Here is a 19,751-nt window from a genome sequence, read left to right as displayed (position 1 = left end):
CTTTAGCACGTTCATTTAATGCAGTGTTTTGTGCACGTACAGCTCATATTAATGTCGATGAATGTGGAGCTCCTGAAAAACTTTCGGGATGCAAGTTATTACCAATTGAAACAAACAATGGTAAGGTAACTGTCGAACAAATCAAGAAATATATGCATGGTTTTGGCTTTGAACACCATTCACAGCCTAAGCTGATATCAATAACACAGGCTACTGAACTAGGTACCATTTACACCGTTGATGAAGTTAAAGCTATTGCCAATTATGTGCATAGTTTGGGATTATACCTGCATATGGATGGTGCCCGAATTGCAAATGCAGTTGCCGCTTTAGGTTGTTCTTTGGCTGATATAACTTTTAATGCAGGTGTTGATGTACTTTCATTCGGAGGAACTAAAAATGGATTAATGTTCGGTGAAGCTGTGGTTTTTGCTAATCAGAAATTGGCGGCCGACGTTAAATATATTCGGAAGCAATCCTCTCAATTACACTCTAAAATGCGGTATGTATCGGTTCAGTTTAAAGCTTTACTTGAAGGCGATCTGTGGCGTAATAACGCATTGCATGCAAATAAAATGGCGGGTTTATTGGCACAAAAAGTGAAAGAGATAAACGGGGTTAAACTCACTCAGGAAGTTGAATCAAACGGGGTGTTTGCAATCGTGCCAAAGCATATTATTGAACCCTTACAACAGGAATTTTTCTTTTACGTTTGGGACGAACACCAATCTGAAGTTCGCTGGATGACCTCTTTTGATACCACTGAGGAAGATATTGAAGCATTTGTAAGGGTATTAAAGAAATTATTGGCATAGATGACAAGGTTATCCGACATAGAACTAAAAAAGATAAAAACAGCGTTAATCATACCTGTTTTTTTCCTTTTAGTGACATTTGGATTGAAATTAATAGAAACGCTCGAGGGTTTTAGCTTTGTTGAATGGGGTATCCGGCCTTTGTCAATTAGTGGTTTGAGCGGAATAGTCTTAGCTCCCCTGGTGCATTCGGACTGGGATCACTTTTTTGCTAATTCTGTACCATTATTTGTTTTGGGTACTTCATTATTTTATTTCTATCGGGGAATTGCTGTAAAAGTGTTTTTACTTATTTATATTCTTACAGGCATATGGGTTTGGCTGGGAGCCCGTGATGCCTGGCATATAGGTGCAAGCGGTGTTATTTATGGATTGGCAGCTTATTTGATTGTTGGTGGTTTTATACGCAATTATATTCCTTTAATGGCTATTTCACTCATGGTCATATTTCTTTATGGAGGAATGATCTGGGGTGTTTTTCCACTGAAGTGGGATGTTCCATACTCTTGGGAATCACATTTATGGGGAACAATTGCCGGTGGAATATTAGCTGTTATTTACCGGAAGAAAGGACCTCAAAAACCTGTGCATGAATGGCCGGATGAAGATGATGAATACCCATATTGGGAAGTTGATAACTCTGAGATAGATTCGAAAAACTAGTATGCGTCTGTTTGTAGCAATTGACTGTGAGTCTATTGAATTTCATTTGAAAAAGATACAGAAATCTTTGTATACTTTGCAAGGTAGGTTTACTGATGACTTTCACCTGACCCTTAAGTTTATAGGCAACGTAGATGATTCAAAACTTGAGAGTGTAATTAATAGATTATCGAAAATTGAGCTGGCATCATTTGAGCTATGTTTGAATCATCTTGGAATGTTTAATACCTATAATCAGCAAATCATCTGGTGTGGTATAGAAAAATCTAATCCGCTTCTTGAATTACAATCCAGCGTAAATCAGGTGCTTCAAGATATTTTGCCTGAACCATACAAATTTACACCACATATCACGCTTCTTAGAATAAAAAAGGTGTTACCTGAAACGAAAGAAATAGTCAAGGAAGTGTTAAAGAAAGAATTTCAGCCGGTATTATTAAAGGTGAGCGAGTTTAAGCTTTTTAAAAGTCAGTTAAAATCTGGACCGCCAAAATATTTTGTGAGAGCAAGGTTTCCATTGAGCTGAATTTGGAGAGATGCTTCAATGCAGGCGGAGGGCGATTCGTTTCCATATCAAAATTGTTTTAAGTTTTACTGAAGGCAAATGTGGACATTCTTATTTTTTATGGAAAAACTATTCAATATTCCTGATATCTATATCTACATATATTGCAAACACTTCAAAGAATAGAATAATTAAACGTTGATTGATAAAAAGGTCTCTTTCATTGAAAACAGGGAATCAACAAGCGTAAAACAACTATTTTTGTGAGATGATAAACTGGAAGAAGCTTAAGCGAAAGGATGTATTGGTGCATATTGGCTGGTGGTTTGGTTACGGCTCATTATTATCCTATTTGCCATTGATGATAATGGATACTTCCAATGCCTTTTTATTTGTGTTTCGTACCCTGTTTGCCAGTATAATTATCTTCTATTTTAACGCTTATTGGCTTTTACCACGTTTTATTGGTCGCGGCCTGTATTTAAGGTATGTGCTCGGCATACTGATGACTTTATTAATCACAAGTACAGTTTATCACAAAACCAGTTCTCACCTGGGAATTCGGTCGATGAAACAATTACAGAAGGATGACGAATGGGAACGGATCATTGACAATAACCGGTTTTTAAGTGAGAACAAAGAACTTATTTTTAATAAACAAAAACCACGATTTAAAGACCGACGATTATTTGGCTTCAATATGATGGGTTTTCCCTCGTTAATAGCCATGTTGTTTATTAGTACATTATTTTGGATATATAGTGATTCGCGTCACAGAAAACAACAAGAACTCAACCTGGTGAATCAAAACTTAGTTAATGAAATGAAGTTTCTGAAATCTCAGATGAACCCGCATTTTCTGTTTAATGCTTTAAATAATATTTACAGCCTATCGATGCTTCACTCGATAAAAACTCCTGAAATGGTGCTGAAACTATCAGCCATGTTGAGGTATGTATTGTATGAGTCAGAAGATGTGAAAGTTAAGTTGGGCAAAGAAGTAGATTATATCAAAAACTTTATAGAATTCCAGCGCATTAAAATTGAAGGAATACCCAATATACATGTAGATATTGACAGAGCCGACAGAATGAAAATGATTGAACCAATGCTGTTAATACCATTTGTGGAAAATAGTTTTAAGCACAGTAAAATTGAAGATACCGAAAGTGGCTGGATTTCGATGACATTGACAACAGAGGATAAAAGCATATTCTTTGAAGTGAACAATAGTGTTCCGAAAAAGAAAATTGCAGCGGATAAAAACAGTGGTATCGGTGTTGAAAATGTAAAACGAAGATTGAAGTATTTGTACCCCGATAAACACATGGTTGAGATTAAAAAAGACGACAAACAATATACGCTTAAACTCAAAATAGAAACAGAATGAAAGTGAGATGTATAATAGTAGATGATGAATTTCCGGCTCGCGAACTTCTGCAGAGTTTTATCGCAAAATTTGCTCACCTGGAACTGGTTGGTAGTTTTAAGTCCCCCCTCGAAGCTATGGGTGTTATTCAAAACGAAGAGATCGACCTGATGTTTTTAGATATTCAGATGCCGGATATTACCGGGATTGATTTTTTAAAAACGTTAACTAAAAAGCCCTTGGTCGTCTTTACAACGGCTTATGAAGAATATGCTGTTGAAAGCTATAAGCTGGATGTGCTTGATTATCTTGTAAAACCATTCTCTTTCGAGCGTTTTATGCATACCATCAATAAGGTTGGCGATCGTTTGTCATATAAGAATGTGGTAAACGATTTTCAAACTTTACCACCTAAAGCAGAGACGAAGAACTTTATGATGGTTAAAGCCGACCATAAAATATACCGCGTAAAGTTTAAAGACATTTTATACATTGAAGGACTACGTGAATATGTGACCTTCTACTGCGTTAACGAGAAAATTGTCTCGTTGGAATCGTTGCGTAACCTGGAGCAACAACTCGAAGCACATGGATTCATGCGCGTCCACAAATCCTATATTGTCAATGTTGAGCGTATTGCAGCCTTTTATGGTAATCAGCTAAAGCTTGATAACGTTGATAAATATATACCAATTGGTAAATCATTTAAGGAGGTGGTGAATAAACGTTTGGTAAATGATTAAGGAAACGATGATTTAATTCACACTCAGGATAGAAATCATTTAATCCTTTTACCATTTTTTCTATTTTTGCGGCTTAATTTTTATGGCCTGTTATTTGCCAGTATGTCAACAGATAATGTAAAAAATAGTAAAAAATGAGTAACCCAATTGACAATACCCTCGAAGTTAAAAGTGATTTGGAAATTGCCCAGACAGCTAAAATGCAACACATATCCAAAATTGCTTCTAAACTGAATATCTCCGAGGATGACTTGGAAATGTATGGAAAATACAAGGCCAAGTTACCACTTAGTTTAATTGACGATAACAAAGTCAATGAAAACAACCTGATTTTAGTAACAGCTTTAACCCCTACGCCAGCCGGTGAAGGTAAAACTACCATATCTATTGGTTTAACCGAGGGATTGAATAAAATTGGCAAGCAGGCTACAGCCGTTTTGAGAGAACCATCGTTGGGACCAGTGTTCGGAATCAAAGGCGGAGCTGCTGGTGGCGGTAATGCACAGGTGGTACCAATGGAAGATATCAACCTGCATTTCACAGGTGATTTTTCAGCTATCGAAAAGGCTAATAACTTGCTGGCAGCGTTGATTGATAATAATATCCAGAGTAAGACAAGAAGCTTAAATATTGATCCGAGAACTGTGATCTGGAAGCGCGTGATTGACATGAATGATCGTACTTTGCGTGATATTGTTGTAGGATTAGGAGGTACACCAAATGGTATTCCACGTCAGGATGGATTTAATATCACTGCAGCATCTGAGATTATGGCGATTCTTTGTATGTCGAATGACATTGCTGATCTGAAACGTCGTTTAGGTAATATATTTGTTGGTTTTACTTACGCAAAGAAACCAGTGTATGCCCGTGATTTAAATGCGCAGGGAGCCATGGCTTTATTGTTAAAGGATGCGGTTAAACCAAACCTGGTACAGACCCTGGAAGGTAATCCAGCTATCATCCATGGTGGACCATTTGCCAATATTGCTCAGGGAACCAATACTATCATTGCTACAAAAATGGGCTTATCATTATCTGATTATGTGGTGACAGAAGCTGGTTTTGGAGCCGATTTAGGTGCCGAAAAATTCCTGAATATTAAATGTGTGGCAGGTGGTTTAAAACCCAAAGCAATGGTTATTGTGGCTACCATTCGTGCATTGCGCCATCATGGAGGAGCATCGAAAGATGAGTTGAACACTGCGAGCACAGAAAGAGTTAAAACAGGATTTGCCAATTTGGCAAAACACATTGAAAATGCTAAGAAATTTGGTTTAAACCCTGTAGTTTCCATCAATAATTTTATTTCAGATACAGAAGAAGAAGTTGAGTTGGTGAAGGCATTATGTGCTGAAATGGGAGTGAAGGCGGTTCCAACAAAAGCATGGGCAATGGGTGGTGATGGTGCCATGGCATTAGCACAGGCAGTAGTTGAAGAGGTGGAAGCGGATACAAACAACTTCAAGCAGCTATATGATCATAACCTGGGAGTAAAAGAGAAAATTGAAACCATTGCCCGTGAAATTTATGGAGCTGATGGCGTTGACTTCTCAAAGCAGGCCTTAGCAGATATTAAGAAGATCGAAGGTCTTGAATTAGCTGACTTACCTGTCTGTATGGCTAAAACACAGAAGTCGTTCTCAGACAACGAAAAGCTTATTGGTCGTCCGGAAGGATTTACGGTTACAGTGCGTGAATTTGAAATTGCGGCTGGTGCCGGTTTTATTATTCCAATTCTTGGCAAGATGATGCGTATGCCGGGATTACCATCAGTGCCGGCTTCTGAAGGAATGGATATTGACGAGGAAGGCATTATAACAGGATTGTCTTAAATAAGATATAGAGCATATAATGATGGAAGCCTCGCGAAATGCGAGGCTTTTTAATTAAAATATTAGGAACTAATTGCTTTAAGATCCTTTCTCTTTTCTTTTGCATCGCCCAAAAGAAACAAAACGCTAGTCCCATTAATGCTTCCACCCGCTCTAAGAATTAATAAATTTCACGATCAAAGCAAGACAAGTCCCTTTGCTGTTCAATTGGATTAATCCTTATTCACCCCAATACCGGCCCGCAAATGGAACAGGCCTTCGCTCTGAACCAACTACGTTTTGATTAAGGAAAGCGACTCTTAGTGGATCAATGAGTGTTGCAGTCAACGGGGTTTTTCCTTAGTTTTTGTTCACAAAAAATGTTGTTTTTATAAGGAGTTCACGATTGCCGCTTCGCTTTAATTCAACTGAAGGAAAAAGTAAGTCGCCGAAGGCAAGTTAACAATGTACTTGTTGTTTTTTGTCCACAAGAATATCAATTGATCTCTATTACCCAAATATCCAAAACGAAAAAGCCTCCCCGGCTATACCAAGGAGGCTCTTATATTCTGTCTTGAAAAGCTATTGTAAGACCTTAATCAAACATAGCCCATTTTCTAATTTTCAGCAGGAAGCTCACGCATCTTTAAGTGATCACCGGCATCCTTAACAATACTTTTGTAATAATCCTGCGAGTAACCAGGGAATGTAGCATGCTTTGGATTACCATGTTCGTTGCGCAAGAAAACACCATTTTCTTCTTCGTGTAGGTTACCATCGTTATACTTCACCAACAAGAAGTTGCCTAATTCACGCCATCTTTCTGTTACTAATTCGGCCTGATTCATCGAGAAATCAGTTAAGAATTGACGGGCTAAAGCTGGGTTTTGATCATATAGTGCCTTAGCTGATTGATCGATAGCAGTTGTGTAAGTAGTCAGGTTATCTTCCAATTCTGTCTGTACCTTTTTAATATCTTCGATCATAAAGCTATAACGACCATAGGCACGGTTACTTACTGTTGTAAATACCCAGAAAGCCGAGCTGTCAGAATAAGTCAATAAATCGCCATTACCTTGTGCCAGGCAATGAGGAACAGCAGTCATACCGGCATACATTGGCATGTAAACAGATGATGCAGCATCATCAACTCCAAACCAAAGAATACCACCAATATGAGCAGGTAACCAGCTACGCATTTGAGCCACGAAAGAGAAGCCAGTTTGCTGAGTAGCAATAGCACGCTCGTTAAAGTACTTTTCTCCATCCACTTCCCATGTCAATGGACGGAAACGATAAGGTTTCGAATAAGGACCGGCACCTGCATCTTTAGTCATATCCAAAGGTGTTCCTTCGTAGTGGTCACGCATAATGTTCATCACATCGCGGTGCGAAATCTTACGATCAGGCTTGATGTATAATGGCATGCGTTCACGTGAATTACCCTGAGCATATTCTACATATTGCCCCATATCAGCTGAATTCATAATGTTGAAAGCACTCCATACGCGAGCGTCGCAGAAACGAACTGCACCAAAGTCTAACGGCGCATAGGCATCAGCAAAGCTGAAATCTTTGTTTTTACCATCGAAGTAACCTTTTTCCCTGGCAAATGATATAACATCTTCAGAGTAAAGGCAGTTTTCTTTATCCTTTAATGGGAAGGTGGTAATACGAGCCTGGTTAGCATGTGCAGATACATAACCATCAGGAATCTTCACAGCTACCCAAACAGCACCTTTATTGTTTTCACCTTTTCCAATCATTTCCATAATCCAGACTTCATCTTTATCAGCAATAGAGAAAGATTCGCCTGAGCTATAGTATCCATATTCTTCTACCAGGTCGGTCATTACCTTAATTGCTTCACGTGCCGATTTAGAACGTTGAAGAGCTATATAAATCAAACTACCATAATCAACCAGTCCGTTTTTATCCTTTAATTCAGGTCGACCACCGAAGGTTGTTTCAGCTATTGTTACCTGGTGTTCATTCATATTACCAATCACAGTGTATGTTTGAGCAGCCTGAGCTATTTCTCCCAGGTACTTTCCGGTATCCCATTCATACACCTTAAGCATGGTTCCTGCTTCGTAGGTAGCTGCCGGCCAAAAATACAATTCGCCATAAAGATCATGCGAATCAGCCGCATATGAAATAATTGTAGAGCCATCAACAGAAGCATTTTTCGTCACCAATATATTGGTGCAGGCATTGGCAGGTGTTAAATGAAGCAATATAGCTGCAACACCCAACAATGCAATAAATCGTTTCATCATATCGATAAATATTAAGTGAATTTGTTTTGTTCTGACACAAATATAAAAAATCCCAATTATTAAAAAGTGAGTTTTGGCAGGTTTAAAAAGGGCGATAATTACTTGTACTCAGGGAGGGTTAGTTTGTAACATATCATTGGTATAACTTGCGTTTTACTTTCATTTTTACTTATTTGCAATGAGTCATTTAGGGGAGTATGGATATAAGGGATGAACTTATTCAGGCGCTGGATTTTTCAACGTCCATTGTTGTGTTAACAGATACGAAGGGAACTATTCGCTATGTCAATAATAGTTTTATACGCAAGTATGGCTATTCTCGCGATGAGGTCTATGGAAAAAAGCCAAGCCTTTTTAAGAGTGATTATCATGATGATCAGTATTATTACCAGTTGTGGAATACCATTAGTAATGGCGAAACCTGGCATGGTGTTTTCAAAAACAAAACCAAAGAGGGAGGATACCTTTGGGAAAAGGCGGTGATTAGTCCGGTTCGTGATGAAAATGATGAACTGACTGGCTACATTGCCGTTAAAGAGGATATCACGCGACAGCGTGAATTGGAACAACAACTGGATCATGACAATCAATTCCTTGATGAACTGTTTGATAATTCGCCGATTGGGATTGCCATTTTACAACCTATATTTAATGGTGACGAGAAATTAGAAGATTTTTTAGTGATGAGGGCGAATCCTTCTGCGGGTAAAGTAGTAGGGAGGCTTGGTATTGTAGGACTGAAAATAAGAGAGATTTTACCCGAGTTTGAATGGGATGACAAGCGGGCCCGCCTGATATTAAACCGTAAAACATCGTTCGAAGCCCACTTAAAGGATATCGGAAAGCATGTGAGATACCGGACGTTTCCTTTTGGAAAAGAGAATATATGCCTGTTTTTTTACGATGTATCGCCCTACCGACGAACCATTGCAGCTTTAGAGGCCAGTGAAGAGCGTTACTTTTCTTTAGTTGAAGATTCACCCGCCCTGATCAGTCGGTTTGATAAAAACGGTATGTTAATCTATGCCAATGAAGAGTACTGCAAGACTTTTGAAATGGCAAGAGAGGAGCTGATAGGTAAAAGTATTTTTGATTGGTATCCGGCGGGTGAGCGAAAAAGGGCTTTGGAGGTTATTCAGGCTTTAACAGCCGAAAACCCCATAAGTGTAGTTGAGCAACAGTTGATACTAAAAAGTGGCAAAACAAAATGGATGCGGTGGCTCGACAGAGCCCTGGTTGATTCGTATGGTTCAATCTTCGAATATCAATCGGTGGGAATGGACTTAACACCGCTCAAACAAACTGAGTTGGAACTTATTAGCCATCGTAACAAATTAGACGCTGTAGTTAACAGCACTGTTGCAGGTATTGGTGTGGTAGATCAGGATGGTACATATGTTTTAGTCAATGAACGCATGCAAAAAATGCTTGGCTTTGAAACAAAGGTACAAATGTATGGCAGTAGTCACCTGTCTGTTACGCATTCGAAGTGGCAAAAGGCTGCGCAGGTTAATTTCTTGAGGCTTCTTAGTGGTCAGGTTAATGACTATAACCTTGAATGTAAGTTCCAAAGAAAAGACGGAAGTGTATTTTGGGGCGATATGCATGTATCACCCATTAAGGATGTCAATGGGCGAATTGTTGAAATAATACAAATTGTTACCGATATCGATAATAAAAAGGAGATAGAGCTGCAGTTAAAAGAACGCGAAGCAAAGCTGAAAGAACTTAACGCTACCAAAGACAAACTGTTTTCAATTATTGCCCACGATATTAAGAACCCTTTTAACAGTATCCTTGGTTTTACTGGGCTTCTGCGCACTAATATTGATAGTTATACAAAAGATGAGATTAAGACTTTTATTGAGCAGATTTCTATCAACAGTGAGAATGTATACAAGTTGTTGGATGATCTATTAATATGGGGCAAGAGCCAGTTGGGGCAAATGACAGTTGAACCGCAATCCTTTAAGCTAAGCTCATTGATTGATGATGCTTTTGAGAGTTTTGGCATTCATGCAGCTAATAAAAATGTTGAGTTGATAAACGAAGTCCATCAGGATGCGGTTGCTTTTGCAGATCTGAATATGATGAAATTTATCGTTCGCAACCTTATTCATAATGCTATTAAATTTACCGACGCCAATGGCTATGTCAGGTGTGCATCTTACACATGCGGTAATAATACCGTATTGTCAGTAAGGGATACAGGTATTGGTATACGCCCTGAGAAAATTAAAGTCTTGTTTGATATTAACAGTTATATATCTGCTGAGGGTACATCTAATGAAAAAGGTACCGGACTGGGTTTACATCTGTCGAAAGATATGGTGGATAAAAACGGTGGTAAAATAAAGGTGAATAGCGAAGTAGGTAAAGGAACCGAATTTCTGATTTATATGCCTGTATCTGGATAGTAGTTGATTAGATTTTAGTCAGTAGTCAGTGGTCAAAAACCGCTAAGCATATTTCAAATGCTAAGCGGATTGGAAATACGACTCTTTTAATTCAATGCTGATATTTACCAAGCTGCATTATTCCTTCTCCTATAAGACTACTCTTTATGCACAAATAATAGAAGGATAATTTTTTGAGATAGAGGCTGAAAGCCTCAAACTTCACAACAAGGGGTATCACCCCTTGATAAAGATGCTATGTAAATCTCAGGCTGAATTGAAAATCGACGCAGTCAAAGTCTGAAACATATAATTAAAGTATCAGGCATTCAGCCTGAATGTATATTGTATGCAAGATCTTGGAGCGTCGCTCCAGGTTTTGATGTGAAAGGCTTTTCAGCCTTCTTCATACTTAAGTGCAGTCTGAAAAAAGATGTGTATAAAGAGTAGCCTATGAGGAGAAGGTTAGGATGAGGTGAATCTATACCCGCTAAGCGCATTTAAAGTGCTTAGCGGATTTGGGAAATTATCCTCTTAAAACGTATTCACTACTTTTCTTAATTCAACCAATCGGGTCATTAAACCTTCGAGCAGGTCCAGGTGCAACATATTAGCTCCGTCAGACTTGGCATTGGCCGGATCAAAATGAGTTTCGATAAAAAGACCATCGGCACCAACAGCTATACCTGCCCGGGCGACAGTCTCGATCAATTCGGGTTTACCACCTGTAACGCCACTTGATTGGTTAGGTTGTTGCAACGAGTGTGTGATATCCAATACTACCGGAACATCAAACTGCTTCATAGTAGGAATACCACGGTAATCAACAATCATATCCTGGTAGCCAAACATGGTTCCGCGATCGGTTAAAATAACCTGGTCATTCTTCATGTCCCTTACCTTCTTAACAGCAAATTGCATGGCTTCAGGACTCAGGAACTGTCCTTTTTTAATATTCACAACCTTGCCTGTTTGGGCTGCAGCCACCAATAAATCAGTTTGGCGACATAAAAAAGCAGGAATTTGCAACACATCTACATATTCGGCGGCCATGGCTGCTTCATTTGCTGCATGAATATCAGTAACAGTAGGTACATCAAATGTTTCGCTAACCTTACGCAGAATTTTTAATGCTTTCTCATCGCCAATACCACTGAACGAGTCAAGTCGTGAACGGTTTGCCTTTCGGTAAGAACCTTTAAAGATGTAAGGAATCTCCAATTTGTTGGTAATCTCAACTACACGCTCGGCAATACGCAAAGCCATCTCTTCTCCTTCAATTGCACATGGGCCTGCCAGTAAAAAGAAGTTGCCGCTTTGTGTATGCTTGATTTTAGGTATTTTGTTTATATCCATGGTTTAATTTTAATATTCCAAATTAAGTTGGAATTTTATATGCGTACAAATTTACTATTTTCTCATTTCTATCATTAGGCAGGCGAGCATAATTATTGACGGATAAATTTGTTTTGTAACTGATTTGATGAAACTATCGAAGTGCTCAGTGCACTGTGCACGGTGCACCGGGCACTCAAAAAGAACCTCAACAAAGTAAAAAACGTCGTTAAACAGGCCTGACTATTTACTCATACCGGTTTTTCCACAAAAACTTCATACGTTCGTCTACCTTTGATTCCTGGGCGTTGCTTTGTGGGTAATAAATACGTTTATCCTTAATATCATCAGGCAAATAATCCTGTTCAACAAAATTGTTAGGATAGGAGTGGGCATATAAGTATTCCTTGCCATAATTTAGCTCCTTCATCAGTTTTGTTGGAGCGTTACGCAAATGGAGCGGCACCGGTAAATTGCCGGTTTGTTTAACCAGTGATTGTGCATCTTTAATGGCCTGATAGGCTGAATTACTCTTGGGACTGGTAGCCAGGTAAATGGTCACTTGCGATAGTATAATACGTGCTTCGGGCCAGCCAACCATCTGAATGGCTTCGAAGCAATTGGTAGCCAGCAAGAGGGCATTAGGATTGGCCAGTCCAATATCTTCCGATGCAGATATAATCAACCGGCGGGCAATAAACTTAGGATCTTCACCACCTTCAACCATACGCGCCAGCCAATATACAGCAGCATCCGGATCGCTTCCCCTGATGGATTTGATAAAAGCAGAAATGATGTCGTAGTGCATTTCCCCGTTTTTATCATACTGCGCAGGATTTTGTTGAAGGTGGGTGGTTACCAACTCATCCGTTATCTCAATTTTGTCGCTGCTTATCTCAGCATTGGTCACCAGTTCGAGAATATTAAGCAGCTTTCGGGCATCACCACCTGAGTAGCGAAGCAAAGCAGTATCCTCCTGTACCGATATATCTTTTTCCTTTAAAAGAATATCTTCATTTAATACTTTATCGACCAGCTCCAGCAGATCACTCTTTTCCAAGGCTTTTAATACATATACCTGGCAGCGTGATAATAAAGGTGATATTACTTCAAAGGATGGATTCTCTGTTGTTGCACCAATGAGTGTTACCACGCCTTCTTCAACAGCACCCAGCAAACTATCTTGTTGCGATTTGCTGAAACGGTGAATCTCGTCAATAAAAAGGATAGGAGAGGGTGAACTGAAAAAACGTGCCTTACGAGCCTTTTCAATGGCTTCGCGAACATCTTTTACACCAGAGTTAATGGCCGATAGTACAAAGAATGGACGTTCGAGCTGTTTCGAAATAATTTTAGCTAAAGTGGTTTTACCAACTCCGGGAGGTCCCCATAATATGATGGACGATATAACCTTCCGGTCCAGCATTTTTCGTAATACAGCACCTTTACCAACAAGGTGTTGCTGACCTATGTATTGCTCCAGGTTTGTAGGCCGCATTCGCTCGGCTAATGGCGGATATCCACTCATGCAAATTATTTTAGAATCCAAAAATACAAAAAAGCAGAGTAGGAGTGTAAAACACCTTATGAATTATGGAGCGTTTTAGAGCATGTTTTAAAAAATGATATAATTTGAAACATTTAATAGCCCACCACCTCACCTCGGTCCTCTCCTTTTTAGGAGTGGATGTGAGCAAACATCAAGGCTTAACGCATTTAATTTTAGACTGAGATATACCAGGTTGCACTATCCCTTCTCCTATGAGGAGGATTTATTCCGCCAGAGCGGAAAGGTTAGGATGAGGTGATTAAATTACGGATTATAAGTAAGATAATTGCCAGTTTAAATTTTCGAACACCTTCTTAAGTTGAGCTTGTATTTCACTGGTTTAGTTTGCTATTTGTGCTAAGAATAAGCAAAATAAATCAGCTAAATAAAACAAATGCTGCTGTTAACCACCAAACGTTAGTAAAATAACGCTGAATGTCAGTTGATCATGAATTAACGCATGTTAATCACTAAAATAAAACCATTAGTCAAAGCTTAACAAAATAATTGAGCAGGATATAATTAACTTATTAATTTTAGTGGTGATAAATAAAACAGGAACCAAGCGACCTATTATGCATCTTTGGCGAGGCGCTTTTAAGTCCTTGGTCCCTGAACATGTTGAACCCCAAAATTAATAAATTATGGGACACAAAGAGGATTATAACTTGAAATTGGCAGAGGCACAGGAATTGCCCGCCGAAAATGTATTAAATCCCTACATGCCGATGGGCGTGTATTGCCAGGAAGCCGAAGATTTGGCGGTGTGGGCAACAGAAGATCTGGCCAAACTGGCTGCAGCCGGATTACCGGAAACCTACCTGACAGAAATACCAATTTGGGCAGGAGCAACCCACCAGGCACAATCCTTATGGATGCGCGAAAGACAAAGCCAGGAAGAAGCCGAACAGCAGCGGGCCGAGAAAAGCCCTGAAGCTTATGATTATCGTAACCAGATGATTCATGGTTTACGCTATGCTTTCCGTAAACATCCGGATTTGCTGATGCAAGTGGCAACCATTGCAGAAGGAGAATCAGATGCCGATATGATCCAGGATTTGAATGATATCTCGGTATTAGGCCTGGCTAACCCGGAACTGATTCAAAAAGCAGGCATGTCGGAAGAAGATATGCATATGTCTGCCCAAATGTCGGATGAGCTTGGTCACCTGCGTGCACTGGCTAATGGTGAAAAAAACGGAACCAATGAGTATTGCGAGATCCGTAACCGCATGTACACGAAGCTTAAAGAATTAGTGGATGAAGTGCGCGATTGCGGTAAGTTTGTATTCTGGCGCGACCCTAAACGTGTAAAAGGCTATGCCAGTGCTTATAATCGTAAAAAGCGTGGCTCTAATAAGAACAATGAAAATCAGTTGGAAGAATAGGCTTCCTTATTTTAGTTTAGACTTCAATGTAACTTATAAGTGCGGTTCAATGGCCGCACTTTTTTATTCTGATAAAGCCCTTTAATACTTGACACACTTTATTGAACAGACTCCACAGACTCAATGAACAAGTCAATTTTATGGGCGCAGGACGGTCACCTGATGCGCAGGAGAACAAAACTAAGCCGCAGGACTATGAGCAGTAGGCGCAGGGGAGCTAGACTACCCCGCAGGGTGATGAACAGGTGGGCGCAGGGCGGCTAACCTATGCCGCAGGAGAGCGAGCGGGTACCGCAGGGTACCCAACCTATGGCGCAGGGCAGGAAAAAACTGCGCAGGTCGACTTAACAAGAGTTCAATAAAGCTTACTGCTATTCTATAAACATGAAAAGCAAGGTTTAAAAACATTTTGTTTAAATCGTAAATACCAATTATCTCCATTTTTAGTTTGTTTATCAATAAATGACAAACGTTAATCAAGCAGTGCTTGTGATTTCCAATAAAAATTCTATTTTCACATACACTAATCGGAAAAAAGGGCTAATGCAATAACTTATAGCACGACTATTTCGGAAGCATTGGCTTTAGCTGCCCTGCCAAGTGAGGCGAGAATTGTATGTAGGGGGGTGGTTCAGCAAAAGAAAGATATTGTAATGATTATTGAAGATTCATGGATAGATGAATTTAAAATATCAGATTATCGCAATTAAAAGTGTGCTTTCCAATCAATATTGGTGAGAAAAGCACTTTTTAAAGAGATAAAGCAGAAATATATACAATGAATTTATAACAATGTTGGTGTTCATGTGAATTAGCTCAATATATAAGTAACCTCATAAAAAATAATTAAATCTTATAAAAATGAAAATTGGTATTTTTCATCTTACAGACATGCATTTTTTAGAAAACACAAAAATGCCTAATAAAATTATCTCTATAAGTAAGGTTATAGTAAATGAATTTAGAGATATAAAAATAGCATTCTTAGTTATTAGTGGAGATATCGCCAATACAGGAAAAGAAGTAGAGTACGCTAGTGCTAAAAGTTTTATAAACCTAACAATCTCTTTTATAAAAAAAAGCAATAAAGATATCAGCATTAAGGTAATCTTGGTCCCTGGAAATCATGATTGTAATTTTTCATTAGAAAAAGACATACGTAAGATATTGCTTGGCAATGTCGAATATAAAACAATTGGAACAGATAATAGCATATTAGAACATGCATTAATGATTCAAGAAGATTTTTGGAAATTTTATTCCGACTATAATCAAATTCCAGAAGATAAAGTTTACTATAAAGTATCAGATACAATTGAAAATAAGAAAATAAGTTTTCACTGTTTCAACACAGCATGGATGTCTCAATTAAAAGAAAAGCCTGGTTCTCTATTTATGCCAATTGCAAAATTTAAGAATATCAAAAGCAATAATGACGACTATTTAAACATAGCAGTTTTTCATCACCCTCTTAACTGGTTTAATCCTAATACTGAACCAAACAATAAAAATGAATTTCAAGCATTTTTAGAAAAAACAACTTCTTTCCAATTAATAGGACATGAACATGAAACGCAATTTGAAAAAAGAGAGAATATTGACAATAATACTAAGTCCTTAAATTTTTCAGGAAGTATATTTAATAACAATAGAGATCCTAATATTTCAGGTTTTCAGTTAATTACAATTAATCTTGATGAGAAATCAGGTAATTTGAAAAGATTCAATTGGAAAGAAGATATTTTTTTAGAGAACTCATCAAATAATTTTAGTTTCAATGGTGTTGATAACAGACAATTTCAAATCAAAAGAACATTTGATGAGTTATTAAAAGAAGTAAAAGCTCCTTTATCTAAAAACAATAAGAAAATCACATTATCAGAGTTATATATATATCCAGATCTTAATTTTATTGATTTAGATGTCACAGGTTTTGATGATTACATTGATTCTGAAATAATTATAGGGAGTGGAAAATATAAACATATTTTTATTGAAGGAGATAATCAATCCGGTAAAACAAGTTTACTAAAAATGTTTTTTAGGACATCCTATCATAATGGATTATATCCTCTTTTTTTAAACGGAGAGCAAATCAATAAACATGATGTAAACAAAATAATGAAAGATTCATTTTCTCAAATATATAATGGACATGACGAAAATTTTGAAGGATATAAGCAAATCGATAAAGAAAATAAAGTATTACTAATTGATAATTTGCAAGTTAGCAAATTAAATTCAAGAGCATTAAAAAACGTTATAGACGATTTTTCTGATATATTCGATCAGATTATTATAACTGTTGATAAAGCAACAAGCTTAATGCCACAACTACAGGCTGACTTTGAGAATTTTTACTCTTGCACTTTAAGTCCCTTAGGGTATAAAAAAATCAATGATTTGATTAGAAAATATCATTTATTAGATATTAATCCATTATTAGTTAATGAGGCTGTCTTATTGCAAAAAACTAAAAATTCATTTGATCAAGTACGTCAAGTGCTTGGAAATAATATTATACCTGCATATCCAATTTTTATTATTTCTATTCTTCATTCATTAGATTATAAACCATTAAATTTGAATGAGACATCTCATGGCTATTGTTACCAAACTTTAATTCATTTTGCACTAGCAAAACAAGCTAGATTACCTAACAATGAGATTGATACTTATATAAACTATATTAAAGAATTCGCGTTTTACTTATTTGAATCAAAATTTGATGAAATTGATGAGAATGAATTTAAATCATTTCATACTAAATATGAAGCATCATATATTATATCTGGACTTGAAAAAGTAAAAAGTAAACTAATACTTTCTCAAATACTTAAAGAACAAGATGGCTACTATAGTTTCGGATATAAATATATTTTCTATTTTCTTATTGCAAAATATATTGCTGAAAAGATAAACACCCAAGAAGGAGAAAGAATTATAAGAAGGCTCTTTCAAGACTTACATATTGAAAAAAATGCCAACATCTTAGTTTTCATTACTCATCACACAAAAGATCTTACGTTTATAGAAGAATCCCTATTTTCAACATTAACTCCTTTTGAGAACACTAATCCTATAACATTAGAAAAAAGAGGTGAATACTATAAGCTTATTCAGGATATTGTTAAAGAAATTTCAACTGATATAATTGAACTAAACCGTAAACCCGAAAAAGAAAGAGAGGAACATCTGGCTAATTTGGATCAGGTAAATAGAATTATCGAAAAAAAGGATATTGTTGAGGATGATGAGCATGAAATGCCTAAAGAATTCAGCGAGGAATTAAATAAGCTTTCAATGCCCTTTTATAATTCGTTTCGTTCGTTAGAGATTGTTGGACAAATTATACGGAATAGAAAAGGCTCTTTATCGAAACAAAAACTTTCGGAGTTGATTACAGAATTATATAATCTTGGTTTTAGAACAATTGGTTTTATTGGAGAAGTAGTTAAAGATGTTAAAAATGAATTAACTTTAAACCTTATGGAACGAATTAAGGAAGAAGATAATAAACAAGATATTGAGTCTAAAATTAATTCATTTTTTCAATTCATTAGTTTACACGCTTGTTTAGGAATAATATCAAGATTAGTTTATTCTGCTGGTGTAAAAGAACTAAAAGATATTTATAAAGAAGTTTCAAAGAATATGGGTACACCTGCTTCAAAGCTTGTGACTTTTAGTATTAATTCTTATTACAACGATGTTTCAGCAAATGATATTAAAATCATTGCTAATGAATTAAAAGACAACCAAGTTGCGCTTCAAATTCTTAAAATAAAGGTAAAATCATTTTTATATAATAATCACGTAGATTTTAGAAAAAAACAAAAAATTGCAGAGGTCTTAAATATGCAAATAGATCCGCAACTTCATCAAAGGAGAGGATCAAAATAAAGCACGAAACGTTAACATTTTGTACAGAAAGTGGTAGGTATAGTGTTAAAAACAAATACACTGCTTTGGCACTATTCAATTTAGTAAGTTTGTTAGGTTAAGTTCCCTTAAGAGGCCATGCCGTGAGACCGTTCTGTTAAACTAACGATGTCATGAAAGTAAAAGTTTTTTTAGTATTTATTGGTTTACTATCAGTGCTCGATATGAGTTATTCTCAGGCACTGACTCCTGAACAATTAAGGGAAAGGAGACAAGAAGCAGAAGCTGAAAGAAAAAGACTCATTGAAGAACGTAAAATTGTACCGAGTGATTTTCCTTATAACTATATTGTTGATGAGTGGTGGCCCAGCGCTTTTAAGGGGAGCTATGTTTTTTATAAAAATGGTGATTTCTTATTTATCCATGGTGGTATTGGTAAATCAGAGAGATATGATTTTGGCAAATGGGTGCTATCGGATACCATTATTAAAATAGATTTTAATTTACGATTAGGCCTTAGGCCAATAGGAGAACCAATTAATCCAGAAGTTTTTCAAGCAGCCAATCCAGATGATTACTTAGAGTATGAAGGGTACCAAAACTATGAGGAGTGGATTGAAGAAAGTCTTGAAATAAATACTCAAGATTTTTTGTGGGAGGATTGTTATATTAATAAGTCAAAGAAGGCTTCAGACATTTCTATTGATACTAATGAATACCTGATAAGTGGTGATTATAAGGTTGCTTCATGCAGATTATTAAGTGACAAAGATTTAAAATCACTGTCAAAGAAAGAGTTAAGATTAATGCGAAATGAGATATTTGCGAGATATGGATATAAATTCAAATCAGAAGATTTAAAACAACATTTTAGCTCCAAGGGCTGGTACACTCCTCAAAGAAGTAATGCAGATGAGTTTATTACTGATATCGAGAGAAAAAACATAGCTCTAATTAAGAAGTATGAATTAAAATAACTTTGCATAATGGCTTATAAAGCATGGCTTGCTAAA

13 protein-coding genes are annotated in these 19,751 nt (G+C 37.0%); 10 read left to right on the top strand and 3 right to left on the bottom strand.

Annotated features, from left to right (window positions below; genetic code table 11):
- The 6 genes from AC4MRQ_RS18245 to AC4MRQ_RS18220 form a co-directional block, all read left to right on the top strand.
- Window positions 1-815, top strand: an 815-nt coding sequence (locus AC4MRQ_RS18245; RefSeq protein ID WP_491199141.1) for a threonine aldolase family protein, incomplete at its 5' end; no start/stop codon positions are given.
- Complete coding sequence (locus AC4MRQ_RS18240) at window positions 816-1,478, top strand: rhomboid family intramembrane serine protease (protein WP_491199140.1); 663 nt, start codon at window positions 816-818, stop codon at window positions 1,476-1,478. It abuts the gene before it with no gap.
- Window position 1,479: 1 nt separating this feature from the next.
- On the top strand, window positions 1,480-2,004 hold the full coding sequence (gene thpR, locus AC4MRQ_RS18235) for an RNA 2',3'-cyclic phosphodiesterase (protein WP_491199139.1): 525 nt from the start codon (window positions 1,480-1,482) through the stop codon (window positions 2,002-2,004).
- Window positions 2,005-2,251: 247 nt separating this feature from the next.
- Window positions 2,252-3,373, top strand: a complete 1,122-nt coding sequence (locus tag AC4MRQ_RS18230; protein ID WP_491199138.1) for a sensor histidine kinase — start codon at window positions 2,252-2,254, stop codon at window positions 3,371-3,373.
- Window positions 3,370-4,095: a LytR/AlgR family response regulator transcription factor gene (locus AC4MRQ_RS18225; RefSeq protein WP_491199137.1), complete on the top strand. Its 726-nt coding sequence runs from the start codon at window positions 3,370-3,372 to the stop codon at window positions 4,093-4,095. The genes AC4MRQ_RS18230 and AC4MRQ_RS18225 overlap by 4 nt, the downstream gene beginning before the upstream one ends.
- A 134-nt stretch (window positions 4,096-4,229) precedes the next feature.
- Window positions 4,230-5,930, top strand: coding sequence for a formate--tetrahydrofolate ligase (locus AC4MRQ_RS18220; protein ID WP_491199136.1), 1,701 nt, complete (start codon window positions 4,230-4,232; stop codon window positions 5,928-5,930).
- A 596-nt stretch (window positions 5,931-6,526) separates the two neighbouring features.
- Here the strand turns inward: AC4MRQ_RS18220 and AC4MRQ_RS18215 are convergent.
- On the bottom strand, window positions 6,527-8,188 hold the full coding sequence (locus AC4MRQ_RS18215; protein WP_491199135.1) for a dipeptidase: 1,662 nt from the start codon (window positions 8,186-8,188) through the stop codon (window positions 6,527-6,529).
- Window positions 8,189-8,385: 197 nt separating this feature from the next.
- On the opposite strand from AC4MRQ_RS18215, the gene AC4MRQ_RS18210 reads away from it, so the two are divergent.
- On the top strand, window positions 8,386-10,605 hold the full coding sequence (locus AC4MRQ_RS18210) for a PAS domain-containing protein (RefSeq protein WP_491199134.1): 2,220 nt from the start codon (window positions 8,386-8,388) through the stop codon (window positions 10,603-10,605).
- A 513-nt stretch (window positions 10,606-11,118) separates the two neighbouring features.
- On the opposite strand, the gene kdsA is transcribed toward AC4MRQ_RS18210, so the two are convergent.
- The gene (gene kdsA / locus AC4MRQ_RS18205) at window positions 11,119-11,940 is read right to left on the bottom strand and encodes a 3-deoxy-8-phosphooctulonate synthase (protein ID WP_491199133.1); all 822 of its coding nucleotides are present in this window, start codon (window positions 11,938-11,940) and stop codon (window positions 11,119-11,121) included.
- A gap of 226 nt (window positions 11,941-12,166) precedes the next feature.
- Window positions 12,167-13,447 (bottom strand): replication-associated recombination protein A, encoded by a 1,281-nt coding sequence (locus AC4MRQ_RS18200; protein ID WP_491199132.1) that lies wholly within the window; start codon window positions 13,445-13,447, stop codon window positions 12,167-12,169.
- Window positions 13,448-14,112: 665 nt separating this feature from the next.
- Here AC4MRQ_RS18200 and AC4MRQ_RS18195 point away from each other — a divergent pair.
- The 3 genes from AC4MRQ_RS18195 to AC4MRQ_RS18185 all read left to right on the top strand — a co-directional run bounded on the left by AC4MRQ_RS18195 (window position 14,113) and on the right by AC4MRQ_RS18185 (window position 19,715).
- Window positions 14,113-14,856 (top strand): hypothetical protein, encoded by a 744-nt coding sequence (locus tag AC4MRQ_RS18195; RefSeq protein WP_491199131.1) that lies wholly within the window; start codon window positions 14,113-14,115, stop codon window positions 14,854-14,856.
- A gap of 861 nt (window positions 14,857-15,717) precedes the next feature.
- The gene (locus tag AC4MRQ_RS18190; protein ID WP_491199130.1) at window positions 15,718-18,759 is read left to right on the top strand and encodes an anti-phage protein; all 3,042 of its coding nucleotides are present in this window, start codon (window positions 15,718-15,720) and stop codon (window positions 18,757-18,759) included.
- Between the two features lie 152 nt (window positions 18,760-18,911).
- Window positions 18,912-19,715: a YARHG domain-containing protein gene (locus AC4MRQ_RS18185; RefSeq protein WP_491199129.1), complete on the top strand. Its 804-nt coding sequence runs from the start codon at window positions 18,912-18,914 to the stop codon at window positions 19,713-19,715.
- Window positions 19,716-19,751: the final 36 nt, after the last annotated feature.

This window comes from Carboxylicivirga sp., assembly GCF_982718395.1.
Note: the sequence above shows the minus strand (reverse complement) of the source record. Positions and strands in the feature narration are given on the sequence as shown.